The 15,719-nt window shown below is 76.7% G+C and carries 18 protein-coding genes; 4 read left to right on the top strand and 14 right to left on the bottom strand.

The features are described 5' to 3' along the window. Both AB6N23_RS12490 and AB6N23_RS12495 read right to left on the bottom strand, forming a co-directional pair. Positions 1-1,212, bottom strand: a 1,212-nt coding sequence (locus AB6N23_RS12490; protein ID WP_412866374.1) for a glycosyltransferase 87 family protein, incomplete at its 3' end; no start/stop codon positions are given. Positions 1,213-1,470: 258 nt separating this feature from the next. Beyond that, complete coding sequence (locus AB6N23_RS12495) at positions 1,471-1,758, bottom strand: hypothetical protein (protein WP_412866375.1); 288 nt, start codon at positions 1,756-1,758, stop codon at positions 1,471-1,473. A 173-nt stretch (positions 1,759-1,931) separates the two neighbouring features. Between AB6N23_RS12495 and AB6N23_RS12500 the strand changes: the two genes are divergently transcribed. After that, complete coding sequence (locus AB6N23_RS12500) at positions 1,932-3,266, top strand: uracil-xanthine permease family protein (protein ID WP_412866376.1); 1,335 nt, start codon at positions 1,932-1,934, stop codon at positions 3,264-3,266. Between the two features lie 22 nt (positions 3,267-3,288). On the opposite strand, the gene AB6N23_RS12505 is transcribed toward AB6N23_RS12500, so the two are convergent. Further along, positions 3,289-3,948, bottom strand: a complete 660-nt coding sequence (locus AB6N23_RS12505; protein WP_412866377.1) for a LytR C-terminal domain-containing protein — start codon at positions 3,946-3,948, stop codon at positions 3,289-3,291. A 13-nt stretch (positions 3,949-3,961) separates the two neighbouring features. Continuing rightward, positions 3,962-4,258, bottom strand: coding sequence for a type II toxin-antitoxin system VapB family antitoxin (locus AB6N23_RS12510; RefSeq protein WP_378208938.1), 297 nt, complete (start codon positions 4,256-4,258; stop codon positions 3,962-3,964). Between the two features lie 221 nt (positions 4,259-4,479). Between AB6N23_RS12510 and AB6N23_RS12515 the strand changes: the two genes are divergently transcribed. After that, positions 4,480-7,098 (top strand): rhamnogalacturonan lyase, encoded by a 2,619-nt coding sequence (locus AB6N23_RS12515; protein ID WP_412866378.1) that lies wholly within the window; start codon positions 4,480-4,482, stop codon positions 7,096-7,098. 115 nt (positions 7,099-7,213) lie between these two features. Here the strand turns inward: AB6N23_RS12515 and AB6N23_RS12520 are convergent, their stop codons facing one another. The 4 genes from AB6N23_RS12520 to cspE all read right to left on the bottom strand — a co-directional run bounded on the left by AB6N23_RS12520 (position 7,214) and on the right by cspE (position 9,266). Next, positions 7,214-7,981, bottom strand: a complete 768-nt coding sequence (locus AB6N23_RS12520) for a hypothetical protein (protein ID WP_412866379.1) — start codon at positions 7,979-7,981, stop codon at positions 7,214-7,216. Then, positions 7,978-8,376: a PadR family transcriptional regulator gene (locus AB6N23_RS12525; protein ID WP_412866380.1), complete on the bottom strand. Its 399-nt coding sequence runs from the start codon at positions 8,374-8,376 to the stop codon at positions 7,978-7,980. The genes AB6N23_RS12520 and AB6N23_RS12525 overlap by 4 nt, the downstream gene beginning before the upstream one ends. A 53-nt stretch (positions 8,377-8,429) precedes the next feature. Then, a complete protein-coding gene (locus AB6N23_RS12530; RefSeq protein ID WP_412866381.1) occupies positions 8,430-8,903 on the bottom strand; it encodes a hypothetical protein in 474 nt (157 codons plus the stop codon). 159 nt (positions 8,904-9,062) lie between these two features. Next, on the bottom strand, positions 9,063-9,266 hold the full coding sequence (gene cspE, locus AB6N23_RS12535; protein ID WP_378208906.1) for a transcription antiterminator/RNA stability regulator CspE: 204 nt from the start codon (positions 9,264-9,266) through the stop codon (positions 9,063-9,065). 235 nt (positions 9,267-9,501) lie between these two features. On the opposite strand from cspE, the gene AB6N23_RS12540 reads away from it, so the two are divergent. Further along, a complete protein-coding gene (locus AB6N23_RS12540; protein ID WP_412866382.1) occupies positions 9,502-10,527 on the top strand; it encodes a P1 family peptidase in 1,026 nt (341 codons plus the stop codon). A 27-nt stretch (positions 10,528-10,554) separates the two neighbouring features. Here AB6N23_RS12540 and AB6N23_RS12545 read toward each other — a convergent pair whose 3' ends face one another. Continuing rightward, positions 10,555-11,064, bottom strand: a complete 510-nt coding sequence (locus tag AB6N23_RS12545) for a mycothiol transferase (RefSeq protein ID WP_412866383.1) — start codon at positions 11,062-11,064, stop codon at positions 10,555-10,557. A 233-nt stretch (positions 11,065-11,297) separates the two neighbouring features. Between AB6N23_RS12545 and AB6N23_RS12550 the strand changes: the two genes are divergently transcribed. After that, the gene (locus AB6N23_RS12550; RefSeq protein WP_412866384.1) at positions 11,298-12,317 is read left to right on the top strand and encodes a CPBP family intramembrane glutamic endopeptidase; all 1,020 of its coding nucleotides are present in this window, start codon (positions 11,298-11,300) and stop codon (positions 12,315-12,317) included. A 92-nt stretch (positions 12,318-12,409) separates the two neighbouring features. Here the strand turns inward: AB6N23_RS12550 and AB6N23_RS12555 are convergent, their stop codons facing one another. The 5 genes from AB6N23_RS12555 to AB6N23_RS12575 form a co-directional block, all read right to left on the bottom strand. Next, positions 12,410-13,270 (bottom strand): SDR family NAD(P)-dependent oxidoreductase, encoded by an 861-nt coding sequence (locus AB6N23_RS12555; RefSeq protein ID WP_412866385.1) that lies wholly within the window; start codon positions 13,268-13,270, stop codon positions 12,410-12,412. 76 nt (positions 13,271-13,346) lie between these two features. Further along, positions 13,347-13,802, bottom strand: a complete 456-nt coding sequence (locus AB6N23_RS12560) for a GNAT family N-acetyltransferase (RefSeq protein ID WP_412866386.1) — start codon at positions 13,800-13,802, stop codon at positions 13,347-13,349. Position 13,803: 1 nt separating this feature from the next. Continuing rightward, a complete protein-coding gene (locus AB6N23_RS12565; RefSeq protein ID WP_412866387.1) occupies positions 13,804-14,289 on the bottom strand; it encodes a hypothetical protein in 486 nt (161 codons plus the stop codon). 64 nt (positions 14,290-14,353) lie between these two features. Then, positions 14,354-14,650, bottom strand: coding sequence for a DUF1905 domain-containing protein (locus AB6N23_RS12570; RefSeq protein ID WP_412866388.1), 297 nt, complete (start codon positions 14,648-14,650; stop codon positions 14,354-14,356). A 52-nt stretch (positions 14,651-14,702) separates the two neighbouring features. Next, positions 14,703-15,719: DNA glycosylase AlkZ-like family protein (locus tag AB6N23_RS12575; RefSeq protein WP_412866389.1), on the bottom strand; the 1,017-nt coding region annotated here is incomplete at its 5' end.

Raw genomic sequence — 15,719 nt, forward strand, 5'->3', positions numbered from 1 at the left:
GCCGTCGGCCGCGTCCGTCGCGGGTCCGCCCACGCGCGCCGTCGAGGGCGGGCGCAGCAGGTGCACGACCGTGACGACCAGCAGGGCGACGACCGCGACGTTGCGCGCGGCGAGCAGCAGCGTCGTCCCGGTGACGCCCCGCAGCACGTCGTCGTACCACCACGGGTACACGACCTGCGTCGCCGCCGCGACGCCGGCCAGCGCCGCCGCGGTGCGCCGCCACCAGGGCAGGCCGAGCGCCAGGCCGACGGCGACGGGCGGCGCCAGCCACGTGATGAACTGCGGGCTGCCGACCTTGTTCGCGACGATGAGCACGAGCGCCATGAGGAACGCGCCCCGCACGACGAAGTCCCCGCGCACGGCGTCGTCGGTCCAGAACGTCGCGCCGTCGCGGCGCCGGCACCACCACAGGACGACCGTCGCGAGCAGCACGCCGACGACGAGGCCCGCGCCCAGCACGTCGGCCATGGTCTGCGTGCCCGGGCCGGCGATCTCGTACGTCACGAGCTCGCCGTTGAGGTACCGCTGGACCGACGGCGACCACAGCCCCGCGACGAGCCACGGCGTCGCGCCGACGGACTCGATCTGCAGGCCGCGCGACCCCTGCTCCAGCACGAACGACGCCACGTTGCGCGCGCCGCCCAGCGCCACGACCGTGCCGACGACGAGGACGCACACGGCCGCCGCCGGCGCGACGACGTCCCGCCAGGGCCGCCGCGACGCGAGCGCGAGCGGCACGATCGCCGCGCCGGGCGAGACCTTCACCCACGCCCCGGCCGTGACCAGCGCGGCGGAGACGCGCGGCGCCGAGAGGGCCGCGAGCAGCGCGAGCACCGAGACCGGTGCCACCACGGAGTCGAGCCGGCCGATCGCGACGGGTCCCAGCAGCACCAGGAAGGCGAGCCACCACCCGGCGGCGACGTGGCCGCCGGGGCGTCGCAGGAGCGCGGCGACGGCGACCGCGTCGAGCAGCGTGACCAGCCCGCACCACGCGAGCGCGTACGCGTCGGGCGACGCCGACCCGGCGACGGCCGCCGGCGCGAGCAGCGGCACGAGCGCCGCCGGCGGGTACACCCACGCCTCGTCCAGCACGGGCCACCAGCCCGCCGTCAGGCCCGCGTCCACCCAGCGCCGGTACAGGTCGACGTCGCCGAAGGAGTCCTGCCGCAGCTCCACGGTGCCGAGGCGGGTGAGCCACGCGTGGACGAGCACGAACCCGACCCAGACGGCCGCGGTGGCGGCACGCGGGCGCGCGCGGGCGGTGGTGCCGGGCAGGGTGACCTCCGGGGCCGGACGGGGGCACGTCGGCGCCAGGCTACGCGACCGGCGTGGCGCCCCGGGGGTCGTCCGGGCGACGGATCCGGGGACCGGTCGAGGGACGGGTCGAGCGGACACGTCGACGGGGGCCGCCGGTGGTCCGGCGGCCCCCGTCGGGCGGGTGCGGGGGCGTCGCGCCCCGTCAGCGCGTCGTCAGCGGCGCTCGTCGTCCGCGTCGTCGTTCCCGCGGCCGATCGGCTCGGCCACGCCGCCGGCCGCCGCGGCGGCGACGCCGCCGGTGCCCGTGCCCGAGATCCCGCCGGGCGACGGCGGGAAGGGCGGCACGAGCCCGCGGCGCTGCGTCGGGTCGCTGTCGTCCTCGACGTCGTCGGGGGCGGGAGGGGCCTGCGGGGCGGTGCCGCGCACGGGGTCGGGCGCCGCGCCCGTGGCGCGGTCGTCGTGCGCGGGACGCTGCTCGTCGGGGGTCGTCGGGACGGTCATCCTCGGCCTCCTTCGTCTCGGGGAAGAGGTCCACCACCGTCGCACGGGCCCCGCGCGACCGCCTCCCGGGCGTGCGCCGGGGCGGCGTGACACCGGCGTGACACGGAGTGGCTAGCCTCGCCCCCGGTGCGCACGCGTGGTGCGGCGCGCCGACGCAGAAGGAGCGTGGTCGCGTGGCGGGCTGGGGCTGGAGCGTGCACGGGGACGGCAGGTCCGTCGCACCGGGCGAGGTGGTGGCGCCGGGCGAGCGCCTGGCGTGGGGCCGCACGATCGGCATCGGGATGCAGCACGTCGTCGCGATGTTCGGCGCGACGTTCCTCGTCCCGCTCATCACGGGCTTCTCGCCGCAGACGACGCTGTTCTTCTCGGCGCTGGGGACGGCGCTGTTCCTGCTGGTGACGCGCAACCGGCTGCCCAGCTACCTGGGCTCGAGCTTCGCGTTCATCGCGCCCATCGGTGCGGCGACGGCGTCCGGCGGCCAGTCGGTGGCGGTGGGCGGCATCCTCGTCACGGGCCTCGCGCTCGCGGTCGTCGGGGTCGTCGCGCACGTCGCGGGCACGCGGTGGATCGACGCGCTCATGCCCCCGGTCGTCACGGGCACGATCGTCGCGCTCATCGGCTTCAACCTGGCGCCCGCGGCGTGGGGCTCGTGCACCGGCGACGACTGCTCCGGGTTCCGCGCGGCGCCCGTCACCGCGACGGTCACCCTGCTGGCGATCGTGCTGGTGACCGTGCTGTTCCGCGGCATCCTCGGCCGCCTGTCGATCCTCGTCGGGGTGCTCGTGGGGTACGCCGTGGCGCTGCTGCGCGGCGAGGTGGACCTCGACGCCGTCGCCGACGCCGCGTGGGTGGGGCTGCCGCCGTTCGTCACGCCGACCTTCGACCCGGCCGTGCTCGGGTTGTTCCTCCCCGTGGTGCTCGTGCTCGTCGCCGAGAACGTCGGCCACGTGAAGTCCGTCGCGGCCATGACCGACACGGACCTGGACCCGTACGTCGGCCGCGCGCTCGTCGCCGACGGCCTCGCGACGACCCTCGCCGGTGTCGGCGGCGGCTCGGGCACGACGACGTACGCGGAGAACATCGGCGTCATGGCCGCCTCGCGCGTGTACTCGACGGCCGCGTACTGGGTGGCCGCCGCGACCGCGCTGCTGCTGTCGCTGTCGCCGAAGTTCGGCGCGCTCGTCGCCACGATCCCCGACGGCGTCCTCGGCGGCGCCGCGACGGTGCTCTACGGGATGATCGGCCTGCTGGGCGCGCGCATCTGGGTGCAGAACCGGGTCGACTTCTCGTCGCCGGTCAACCTCATGCCGGCCGCCGTCGCGCTCATCATCGGCATCGCGAACTACTCGTGGGCCGCGGGCGAGCTGCGGTTCGAGGGCATCGCGCTGGGCACGGCCGCCGCGATCGGGCTCTACCACCTCATGCGGGCCGTGGCCCGGTGGCGCGGCACGCACGACGAGCCGGCGACCCCCGCCTCCGTGCCCGGCGGCGAGGAGCTGCGGCACTGACCGGCGGACCGGCCGTGGTGCCTCAGCCCTCGGGTGCGGGCTCCACGGCCGGGTCCTCGGCGGCGGGCTCCTCCGCGGCCGGCGCCTGCTGCGCGGCCTGCTCGAGCTCGGCGAACGGGATGCACCCCTCGGGACCCGTCAGCGGGACGGCGGGGTCGAGGACCAGCTGCTCGACCGGCAGCAGCTGCTCGAAGTCGGAGCCGAGCACCAGGTCGACGCTGGCGTCCTCGCGCGGGTCGAGCGCCAGCTGGGCGTCGGGCAGGTGCGCGCGGAGCGTGTACGCGGCGGCGATGCCGTTGCGGCCGGAGGTGATGCGGCCCACCCCGCCCGTCGAGGCGCCGTTGTCCGTCGCCGCGACCGCGAAGCCCCGCTCCTGCAGGGCGGTCGCCGTCGACGCGGCCAGACCGGCCCGGCCGGCGCCGTTGAGGACGTTGACGGGGACCTGGTCGGCCGGCACGGGCAGCGCGCCCTCGGGCGGGCAGTACGCCTCCGCGGTGGGCGACGGCGTCGCGAGCCGCGTGAAGTCCCGGTCGAGGAACGGCACCGAGATGCTCTCGGTGTAGAGCGCGGCCGAGCCGACGCCCGCCACCGCGAGCCCGGCCAGCAGGACGCCGAAGACGACCGCCTGCCGCTCGTGCATGTGCCGGCGCCGCAGCTGCCGGGCCCTGTCCTGGTCGCTCACGACGCCCCCTGCCTCAGCTCAGCACCAGCACGCGCGCGTGCAGGAGCGCACGCTGCTGCAGGGCGGCACGGACGGCGCGGTGCAGGCCGTCCTCGAGGTACATCACGCCCTTGTGCTGGACGACGTGCGCGAACAGGTCGCCGTAGAAGGTGGAGTCCTCGGCCAGCAGCGCCGCCAGGTCCAGCGTGCGCTTGGTGGTGACCAGCTCGTCCAGCCGCACCTGGCGGGGCGGGACGTCCGCCCACTGCGCGGGGGTGACGCGCCCGTGGTCCGGGTACGGGCGCCCGTCGCCCACGGCCTTGAAGATCACGTGCCGAGTGTAGGGGCAGGGCCTGCGGCGCCCGGTCCGGTCCGACACGTGGCCGCGTCACGTCACCCGGGCGGCGCGCACGCGGGTCGTGCCGGGGTGTTGACCTGGCGGGCCCGGGCGGCGTTGAATCGATCAAAACGGGCGGATAGCGCTTTCTCGTCGCGACGCCGCGGTCACCGACGACCGCACCCGCGTCCCGTCCGGCTCCGGAAGGGGAACCGATGACCCTGCGCACCCGACGACGTGTGCACCTCCTGACCGCCCTGCCCGCCGCCGCGTGCGTCGGCGCCCTCGCGCTGGCCGGGGCCGTCGCGCCGGCGTCCGCAGCCGCTCCCGCCGCAGCGGGACCCGGCACCGCCGCCGCGGCGGCCCGCGGCCACGGCCCCGACGCCGTCCGGCTCGAGCGCCTCGACCGCGGCCTCGTCGCCGTCGCGACGTCCGAGGGGGTGTTCCTGTCCTGGCGCCTGCTCGCCCCCGAGGTGACGGGGGCGACGCCCACCACGCAGACCGGGCCGCAGTTCGCCGTCTACCGCGACGGCACGCGCATCGACACGGTCGAGGGGGCCACCAACCTCCTCGACGCGGACGGCACCGCGGCGTCGGTGTACCGGGTCGCGGCCGTCGTCGACGGCGTCGAGGTCGACGTCAGCGCCGACGCGACGCCGTGGGCCGGGCACCACGACATCCCGCTGGACAAGCCCGCGGACGGGGTCACCCCGGCCGGCGAGGCGTACACGTACGCCGCGAACGACATGAGCGTGGGCGACCTCGACGGCGACGGCGCGTACGAGTTCGTCGTCAAGTGGGACCCGTCCAACTCCAAGGACGTGTCGCAGGTCGGGTACACCGGCAACGTGTACGTGGACGCCTACGAGCTCGACGGCACGCAGCTGTGGCGCATGGACCTCGGCGTCAACATCCGCGCCGGCGCGCACTACACGCAGTTCCCCGTCGCGGACTTCGACGGCGACGGCCGCGCCGAGATGATGCTGAAGACGGCGCCCGGCACCACGATCACGACGTACGCGCCCGACGGGACGCCGTCCGCGCCGCGGCCGATCACGCTGCCGGCCGACGACGTCGCCGCCGGCGTCACGCACGCCGACGACTACCGCATGAGCGCCGCGGACTACTACGAGCACGTCGTCGGGATGTTCCGCGGCTGGTCGACGCGCGAGGAGGTCGTCTCCGGGCAGTGGCCGGCGACGCTCGAGGAGGCGTTCGGCATCGCGCCGCAGTACACCTACCCCCTCTCCGACGCGGACGCCCGCGCGCTGACCGACTACTTCATGGACGTCTACGCGCCCGGCCGGTCGGCCCGCAACGTGCTGCGGAACTTCGCGGGCTTCGTCCTCGAGGGCCCGGAGTACCTCACGGTGGTCGGCGGCGACGGCCGCGAGCTCCAGACGGTCGACTACAAGCCCGGCCGCACGGACGACGGGCTGCTGTGGGGCGACTACGCGATGTCCCGCATCGAGCCCGGCAACCGCGTCGACCGCTTCCTCGCCGGCGTCGCCTACCTCGACGGCACGCAGCCGTCGGCGGTGTTCGCGCGCGGCTACTACACGCGCTCGACGCTGGTCGCGTACGACTGGGACGGCCGGGCGCTGAAGGAGCGCTGGTACGTCGACTCCGGCTGGACGCCCATGACGAACCCGTTCGACGACGGGCCGCACGGGCGCGACGGCACCGACCCGGAGTTCGGCACGATCACCACGCAGGGCTTCCACTCGATGTCCGCGGCCGACGTGGACGGCGACGGCAGGCACGAGGTCGTCTACGGCTCCGCGACGATCGACGACGACGGCTCCCTGCTCTACTCGTCGTTCGCCGAGATGCCCGAGGGCAGCGCGACGCCCGGCGAGCAGGCGCGGCTCGGCCACGGCGACGCCATGCACGTCACCGACGTCGACCCGGCCCGCCCCGGGCTGGAGATCTTCACCGTGCACGAGGGCGGCGCGTACGCGCCGTACGGCATGGCGATGCGCGACGCGGCGACCGGCGAGACGCTCTTCGGCGTCTACTCCGGCCGGGACACCGGGCGCGGGATGATCGGCGACGTCCGTCCCGACGTGCCGGGCCTGGAGGCGTGGGCGAGCCTGCCCGGCGGCTCGGACGCGTCCGGCCTCTACTCCGCGGACGGTGACGTGCTCCAGCCGACCATCTACGGCACCAACCAGTCGATCCGCTGGGCGGCGGACGGCACGACGCAGCTCGTCAACGGCTCCGGTGACCAGACGCCGACCATCGACGACGCCGCCCGCGGCACGCTGCTCACCGCCGCGGGCACGCGGACGAACAACGGCACGAAGGGCAACCCGTCGCTCGTGGCCGACGTGCTCGGCGACTGGCGCGAGGAGCTGTTCGTGCGGACCGCCGACTCGTCCGCCATCCGCGTGTTCCTCTCCACCGAGGTGACGGACCGCGGGCTCGTCACGCTCATGCACGACCCGCAGTACCGGGCCGAGGTGGCGCGGCAGCAGACGACGTACAACCAGCCGTCGTACCCCGGCTTCTACCTGGCCTCCGACACCGACATGACGACGTTGCCGGTCGCGCAGGCGTGGCTGCCGGGCAGCGTCGACGCGCTGCGGGACACGTTCCGGCGGCTCGTCGCGTCGGGCGACCTGCGCGGGGTGGCGGTGCTCGAGGGCGTCGCCGCGATCGAGATCGCCGACCGGGCGGCCGACCGCGGGCAGACGCGCGTGGTCGTCGCCGCGCTCGACACGTGGGCGAAGCGGCTCGAGCGCATGCGCGACACGCGCCTGTCGTCCGCCAGCCCGGCGGCCCGCACGACGCTGGTCACGCTGGTCGAGCGGATCACGGTGCCGCTGCGCTGACGGCGGCACCCACCGCAGCACGACGAGCGCGGCGTCGCGGCCGGACCACCGGTCGCGGCGCCGCGCTCGTGCTCGGCGCCGCTCGCCGCCGCGCCGGTGGCGACGGGGACGGCCGTCAGCCGCGGAGCGCGAGCCCGAGCACCGTGACCAGCACCGCCGTCGTCACCCACGCGCCCCACACGTCCGCGTGCTCGAGGAGCCGTAGCTGCCACGGCGTCCGCCGGGGGGCCGCGGCACGGTCCGAGGTGTCCGCGCCGCCGGGCGGCAGGACCGGGTCGTCGTCGAGCCGCGGACCGCGGGTCAGCCGCAGGACCGTGCACGTGGTCAGCAGCACCAGGCCGAGCCCCGTCAGCGGCGCGGCCGGCAGTGCGAGCGCCGCGTCCGGGGCCAGCAGGTGCACGGCCACGAGCACGGCCGGGAGCGCCAGCGACGCGAGGGCGACGCGCCAGGGGCCCGTGTCGAGGAGGAGGCGGAGCACGGGCGTCGGGCGGCGGACGACGCCGACGAAGGCCACCCCCAGCAGCAGGAGGAGCACGACCGCGGACAGGTGCACGTCCGCCGGCTGGCCGCGCAGCAGGGCGACCGCACCCGTCGTGGTCGCCATGATGCCGACCGTCTCCGCGGCGGCGGGCCCGACGGTGCGCAGGGGCAGCGGCTCGTCGTCGCGGCGTCCCGTGGCCCGCGCGAGCGACGCGGCGTACGTCCGGGCGTCGCCGAACGCCTCCTGCGCGTCCTCGCCGGAGTCGACGCAGTGCGCCTCGACCTCGGCGAGCGCGCCGCCGATGGCGTCGCCCGGCACGTCGTACAGCCGCAGCTCCAGCACCAGCTCCTCCCGCCACGTCGCGTCGACGTGCGGGGCGATGTCCTGCAGCTCTGGGGTCATCGGAGGGCCTCCCGGCCGGTGGCGGGCACGGGCGCGGCGTCGTCGCCCCGCCCCGTGACGAACGTGCGGGTGAGGTCGGCGAAGCGGGCCCACTCGGCGGCGTCCCGGCGCAGGCGGTCGCGGCCGGCGGTGGTGAGCTCGTAGTACTTGCGGCCGGGCCCGCCGTCGCCGGGGCGCCACTCCTCGCGGACGAGGTCGGCGGTGTGCAGCCGGCCGAGCAGCGGGTAGAGCGTGCCGCCCTTCACCTCGCCGAGCCCGGCGGCGTCGAGGCGCTGCGCGACGTCGTACCCGTACGTGGGGCCGTCGGCGAGGACTCGCAGCACGCAGAGCGTGAGGACGCCGCGCAGCCACTCGCCGGGCCAGTCGGCCGGCGGGGGCTGCGCGGTGTCGGTCACGGGCTAGACAGTACGCCTGACTAGATAGCCGTACAAGATAGTGCCGCGGTGCGTCACCCGACCTTGCCGGCCGCCGTCTCCAGCGCCCGGTCGTGGATGCCCGTGATCTGCTCCGCCCCCGCGAGGCCCTCCCACAGGTGGGCGCCCGCCTCGAGGCCGACCGCGAGGCCGAGGTGGTACTCCGCCCACGGGTCGGGCTGCGGCCCGCGCGGGTCGACCGGCGGCCACGGCGCCGGCGGCCAGACGAACGGCGGGCGCCGCGGCGGCGTCCCGCACCAGTCGTCGATGTCGAACCGGGCGCCGATGTCGAGCCGGTCGGCGGTCGACGCCGTCCGCAGCAGCTCCGCCGCGGCGAGGAGCCCGGCCTGCATGCCCGGCGGCAGGGGCTGGGGGTTGAGCGCGACCGCGTCGGCGCGGCGCGTGCGGACCCCGACGCGCACCAGCGGACCGTCGGGGTTGCCGAGCAGGTCGAAGATCTCGGGCGCGTGCCGCCCGATGAGGTTGATGGCGGACGTGCTGAGTCCCATGGTGCCCTCCCGTGCCTGCGCGGAGCCGGACGGCTCCTGCCGGGAGGGGCGCTCACGAGCCCGCGGTGATACGGGCCCACGGGTGAGCGTGCGGGTGGAGACGCCACGAGGGCGCCCCGGCCGAAGCCGGGACGCCCTCGTGATGAGCTGTGGTGGTGCTCAGACCGGCGAGACGTTGGACGCCTGCGGACCCTTGGGGCCCTGCTGGACGTCGAACTGCACGCGCTGGTTCTCCTCGAGCGAGCGGTAGCCGCTCGTCGTGATGGCGGAGTAGTGCACGAACACGTCGGCGCCGCCGTCCTCGGGGGCGATGAAGCCGAAGCCCTTCTCGGCGTTGAACCACTTCACGATGCCAGTAGGCATTGTTTCTCCTCATGCGGGTTGCTGCGACCCCGACGACCGGGACCGGGTGAATCACGGTGGCCGTCGTCCGCTCCGGAGAACGTGATGCCCGGGTTCGCACCCGGACCGACAAGCTGAGCACTGCGACTACGGCCACAACACTAACGGTCCCGCGCCGCGAATGCGAGGCCTCCGGTCGGACGGGTGTCCCGGGCGCCTGTCCGGGGCGAGCGGGAGGCGTGCCAGGCTGGGGAGCGTGGACGAGCGCGACGCCCCGACCGGCGGCCCTCCCGGGGCCCTGACCGACGTCCCGGGCGTGCGGGTCGGGCACGCCACCCGCACCGGCGACGGCTGGCTCACCGGCGTCACCGTCGTCCTGCCGCCGCCCGGCACCGTCGGCGGCGTCGACGTGCGGGGCGGGGGACCGGGCACGCACGAGACCGACGCGCTGGACCCGCGCACGCTCGTGCCGACGGTGGACGCCGTGGTGCTCACCGGGGGCAGCGCGTTCGGCCTGGTGAGCGCGCACGGCGCGCAGCAGTGGCTGGCCGAGCGGGGGCGCGGCTACCCGGTGTCGGCCGTGCCGGGGGAGGTCGTGCCGATCGTCCCGGCCGCCGCCGTCTTCGACCTCGGCCGCGGCGGCGTCTTCGGGCACCACCCGACCGTCGCCACGGGGTACGAGGCCGCCGCCGCGGCGGACGCGTCCGGCGACGGCGCACCGGTCGCGCGCGGCTCCGTCGGCGCCGGCACGGGAGCCGCGCTCGCGGGCGCCGCGTACAAGGGCGGCGTCGGGACGGCGTCCGTGCGCATGGACGACGTCGGCGTGGTCGTCGGCGCGCTCGTGGTGGTGAACGCGGCCGGGGCGCCGGTCGGGCTGGGCGGGCCGGCGTCGCCCCCGGGCGGTCCGCTCGGGCCGGACGGTGCCCCCCGTGTCGTCGCGGCGGGTGGCGCGACGGGCGACGGCGCCCCGCTCAACACCACGCTCGTCGTCGTCGCGACCGACGCCGCGCTGGACCCCGCCGAGACGTCGCGCACCGCGACCGCCGCGCACGACGGGCTCGCCCGCGCGCTCGACCCGGTGCACACGCTCGCCGACGGCGACACCGTGTTCGCGCTGGCCACGGGAGCGGTCGAGATGCCCGCCGACCGGCCGGGCCGGGTCGCCGCGCTGGTCGCCGTGCAGGCCGCGGCCGCGACCGCGGTGCGTGCCGCGGTCGAGGACGCGGTGCGGTCGGCGACCAGCGTGCGGACCGCCGCCGTCCACCTGCCGCCGTGGTGCTGACCGGCCGTCCCGGCGCCGGGGCCCGCGTCAGCGCGTGCGGTCGAGCACGCCCCGCAGGTAGGACGCCTGCCCGGCGTGCTGCAGGTCGTCGGCGAGCACGCTGATGAGCCGGACGCCGAGCGTGACGGGCGGGTCCCAGTCCTCGTCGACCACCACGTCGAGGTCGTCGTCGGTGAGTCGCTCGAGGTACGCCAGGGTCTGCGCCGTCGTCGCCTCGAGGTAGCCGAGCAGCAGCTCCGCCGGCGCGCGGACCTGCCCGACCTCGTGGGGCGACTGGCCGTAGCCCGTCGCGGCGTCGTCGAACGGCAGGCCGAAGCGCTCCGACCAGCCCTGCGCCGTCCACACCTCCGCGACGCCCGCGAGCGGCGCGACCTGCGCGTCCTGCACGCGCGCGGTGTGCCACGCGAGCCAGGCGAGCGTGGTGGCGTCGGGGTCCGGGCGGCGCGTGAGGAGCGCGTCGTCGGCGCCGTCGAGCGCCGCGCGCAGGTCCTCCCCGATGCGTCCGAACCCGTTCGCCAGGACCTCTGCCGACCGCATGGCGCCTCCTCGTGGGGTCGTGCCGCCCGGGCGGTGCGCCGGGCGCGTCCGGGACGACGCTACGAAGCGGTCGGGGTGCGCGCGACCGGGCGGGTGCGGCGGTGTGTCGATGTTTGGTAACTTGTAGAACAAGCGCTTCGATCCCGCTGCCGACGACCGCCGCCGACCCCGGTCGGGCGCCGTCCTCGTCGGTCTTCTCGACCGTCCGGCTCCACCACCCCGGGAGGCCCGCCATGACCGTCCCCGCACCGGTCCCGCCCACGTCGGGGGGCGCCGCCGCGCCCTCCGCCCCGCCGCCGTCCGGCCCCGGCACGTCCGCCTGGCCCGCGCGCGTGCCGTGGCGCGCGGTCGTCACGTTCGTCGTCGTCGCGTGCGGCCTCGCGTGGCTCGCGGCCGCACCGCTGTGGGCGGGGGACGGCCTCGCGTCGCCGCTGTTCGCCGTGCTGGCCGCGGTGACGATGTGGACGCCGGCCGTCGCGGTCCTCGTCGTCACGCTGCTGCTCCGCGTGCCCGCGCGGGACCGGCTGCGGGCCCTCGGCGCGTGGCCGCTGCGCCCGGTGCGCCGCACCGTCGGCCTCACCGCCGTCGGGCTCGTCGTGCCGCTGGTCGTCGTCGCCGTGACGACGCTCGTGGCGGGTGCGCTCGGCCTCGTCGACCTGGACCTCGTCGGCTTCTCCGGCTTCGCCGCGCAGGTGGAGGCCACGCTGCCCGCGGGCGCGTCCGTGCCGCCCGTCGCGGTGCTGGTCGCCGCGCAGCTGCTCGCGATCCCGCTGGCCGCCCTCGTCAACAGCCTGCTCGCGCTCGGTGAGGAGATCGGCTGGCGCGGGTGGCTGCTGCCGGCGCTCCTGCCGCTGGGCACGTGGCCGGCGCTGCTCGTCAGCGGTGCGGTCTGGGGCCTCTGGCACGCGCCGCTGATCCTGCTGGGCTACAACTTCGGCCGCACCGACGCCACGGGCGTGCTGCTCATGGTCGGCGGGTGCGTCGCGTGGGGCGTGCTGCTGGGGTGGCTGCGGCTGAGCAGCGGGTCGCTCTGGCCGGCGGTCGTCGCGCACGGGTCGCTCAACGCCGTGGGCGGGCTCGTGGCGCTGCTCGTCGCGGCCGGCGAGACGCCGGACATGGCGGTGATCGGGCCGCTGGGCCTGGTCGGGTGGGGCGTCCTCGCCGTCGTGGCGGTCGTCCTCGGGGCGACCGGGCAGCTGCGGCGCCGCGGCGCGCTCGGCACCCCGGCCGCGGCCGCGGCGCCCGTCGCGTGAGGAGGTGACGGGTCCGGACCGGCACGCGCGAGGACCGTGACGCGCGCCCAGCACGCGGTGGGCGCGCGTCCGTCCGGGTCGCCTCGCCCGGATCAGGCGACGAGCTGCTCGCTGTGCTCCCACAGGACCCGCGCGAGCTCCGGGTCGTCGGCGCGGCGGCCCACCCGGGCGATCCGGCCCGAGGCCCAGTACTGCCCGGACGGCCAGTCGACACCGGGCCGGCCGGCGGCGAGGCGGACGAGGTCGCGCGCGCCGTCCTCGGGGGTGCGCAGCACGCGCTTGCCCAGCGACGAGCGGTAGAACCAGCCGAAGAGGTCCCGCGACGTGCCCGCGAAGCTCGTCGCGACGCCGCCCGGGTGCACCGCCGCGGACGCCAGCCCCTCGCGGTGGTACCGGCGGTGCAGCTCGCGCGTGAACAGGATGTTCGCGAGCTTGGCGTCGCCGTACGCGCGGAACGGCACGTACCGCAGCGTGTCCGCGGGGCCGCCCAGCACGCCCGCCCGGTCGACGGTCAGGCTGGACCGGTGGTGCGCGGCGCTGGACGTCGTCACGACCGCACCCCCGGCGGCCAGCAGCCGGTCGAGCAGCAGCCGCGTCAGCAGGAAGGGCGCGAGGTGGTCCACCTGGAACGTCGTCTCGAGGCCGTCCGCCGTGACCACGTGCTCGGGGAACAGCCCGCCCGCGTTGTTGACCAGCACGTCGATGCGCGGGTGCGCCGCGTTCAGCCGGTCGGCGAGGTCGCGCACCTGGTCGAGGTGCGTGAAGTCCGCGAGGTAGGCCGGCGCGCCGATCGCGTCCGCCACCTGGTGGGTGCGGTCGGGGTCGCGGCCGACGACGACCACGTCGTGCCGGCCCTCGGCCGCGAGCGCGCGCACCGCCGCGGCGCCGATGCCGTCGCTGGCACCGGTGACGACGATCGTGCGCCGGACCGGGTGCTGCGCGTCGTCCGTCATGCTCACTCCTCGCCGCTGCGTCGCCCGCACGCCGGGCGCGCGTGCGGGGCCGCGCCGGGACGCGACCTCCGCGACGCTACGGAGCCGACGGCGGGCCCGCGACCCGGGCGGGGCGCACGAGCGCCGTCGCGTCCGGCGGCGCGAACCCGAACCGCTCGTACAGGCCGTGCGCGTCGGCGGTGAACAGCACCCAGCGCAGGTCGGCGCCGGGGCCGTCGTCGATCATCGTCCGCACGAGTCGCGTGCCGAGACCGTGGCCGCGGTGGGCGTCGAGCACGAACACGTCGGCCAGGTACGCGAACCGCACGCCGTCGGACACGGCCCGCGCGAAGCCCACCTGCGCGCCGTCGGGCGCGTACGCGCCGACCACCCGCCAGGCGGTGCGGACCTGCTCCTCGACCTCGGCGCGGCTCCGGTCGCGGCCCCAGTACGCCTCGCGCGACAGGAAGTCCCAGACGACGTCCAGGTCGACGCGCGCCGGGTCGTCGTCGACCTCGTACCCGTCGCCCGCGGGGACCGGGCCGGCCGACACGTCAGCGGACGGACGCGACGAGCCGCAGCCGCTCGCCGAGCGCCACGTCGTCGACGCGCGGGGCGACGCCCCGGCCGGCGGGCAGGAACGACGTCACCAGCGGGCCGAGCCGGTCGAGGTCGACGTCGACGAGCGTGGCACCGCCCTCCGACCGCGCGGTCGCGACGCCGGCCGGCAGCTTCGCGAGCTGGCCGCGGACGGCCTCGGTCACGAACGAGGACAGGTCCATGCGCAGCGTCGGGTGCTGCGCGACGACCGCCACCTGCCACGTGCGGCCCGTGACGCCGCGGTCCTCGACACGCACGTCGACCGGGCCGGCGAGCCGCGTCGCCATCTTCACGGCGCCCGGCACGCCGGGCAGCTCGTGCACCGCGACGGTCGCCTGGACGGTGCTGCCGGTGGCGCGCACGTCCCGCACGGCGGTGGGCACGACCTGGGCGGCGCGGGCGAGGACGAGGGCCTCGTCGAGGGCGAGGGTGAGCTCCATGCGGGCCAGGCTACGGCGGGCCGGTGACACGTACCGGTCGAACGCGGTCGAGCCGGGCGCCGGCTCAGACGTCGACGAGGCGCAGCGCGACCCGCACGGTGTCCCCGGCGTCGACGCCCGCGGCGGTGCGCACCGCGCGCTTGACGGGCAGCACGAAGGTCCGGCGTCCCTTGTCGGGGAACAGCGACGTCCGCCACGTCGTGGGGCCGAGGGTCACCTCGACGCGCACGGACCCGAAGCCGCCCTGCCGGCCGCTCGTCAGCTCGTCCACCTGGTCCGCGACCGCGAACGGCACCTCGGCGAACACCCAGGACCCGTTCGGGACCTGGAACAGCGGGGCGTCGAACTGGAACTCGCTCACCCGCGGACGCTAGCGCGCGGGACCGACGGCGCGGGGCCCGGCGGGGCGGGCGTCACCCTCCGTGGCCCAGCGGCCGGCCCAGCAGCCCCGCCAGGCGCGCGACCTCCTCCTCGACGGCGGCGAGCGGAGCCGCCGGGACGTCGCCGACCCAGCGCGTGGTCACCGTGTCGCCGCGCAGCGCCCACGTGCCGGCCACGCGGCCGTCGACGACGACGAGGTCGGCCCCCCGGCTGACGTCGCCCCGCACCGCCGGCGGCACCACGGCGATGTCCGCGGTGCCCGGGCCGAGCACCCACTGGTCGTGCCGCGGCAGCAGCCGCACCGCCGCGGACGGCGGCGTCGCGAGCAGGTCGTCCACGTCCTCGTCCAGCACCAGCCGCGGCTCGTCGTCGACCTCGAGCCAGCGCACGTGCCCGCCGAGGCCGTCGAGCCAGCGGGTCAGGTCCGCGCGCCGGACCCCGAGCCCCTCGCCGAGCCAGTACCGGAGGTTCGCCTCGGACGCCGGGCCGTACGCGCGCAGGTACGTCTCGACCGCCTGCGGGCCGGCCTCCTCCACGTCGGGAAGGCCGGGCCAGCGGGGGTTCGCGCCGAGGAGCTGGAGGGTCAGCCGGCCGTCGCGCGACGGCCCGAGGCACACGTCGCCCTGCCACGCGAGCGGCTTGAGCAGCGTCGCCTGCGGGTCGGTGAGCGCCGGGCCCAGGTGTGCGAACCGCGGGTCGTCGGCCAGCGCGGACGCGAGCTCCGGGCGGGTCAGCGGCCCGTCGGCGAGCGCGTCGCGGACGGCCGCACGCAGCACCGGCCAGTCCGCGGGCTCGAGGCCGTAGTGGCTGCGCCAGCCGGGACGCTCCCACATGCGGCTCGACGCCCGCAGCGCGAGGTGCACGGCCGCCTGGTCCGGCGTCATGAGGTGCACCGCGCCGCGGAACGCGAACGTCCGCACCAGGCTCCCGTCGGCCAGCGCCCGCGCCACGTCGCCCCGCTGCGAGCGGCGCAGGCGCGTCCGCACGCCCAGCTCGGCGTGCGCGGGGTCGGCCTGCGCGGCGACGGCGCCGAGCGCGCCGACCACGCC

The sequence above is a fragment of the Cellulomonas pasadenensis genome (assembly GCF_047229365.1).
Taxonomy (GTDB): domain Bacteria; phylum Actinomycetota; class Actinomycetes; order Actinomycetales; family Cellulomonadaceae; genus Cellulomonas.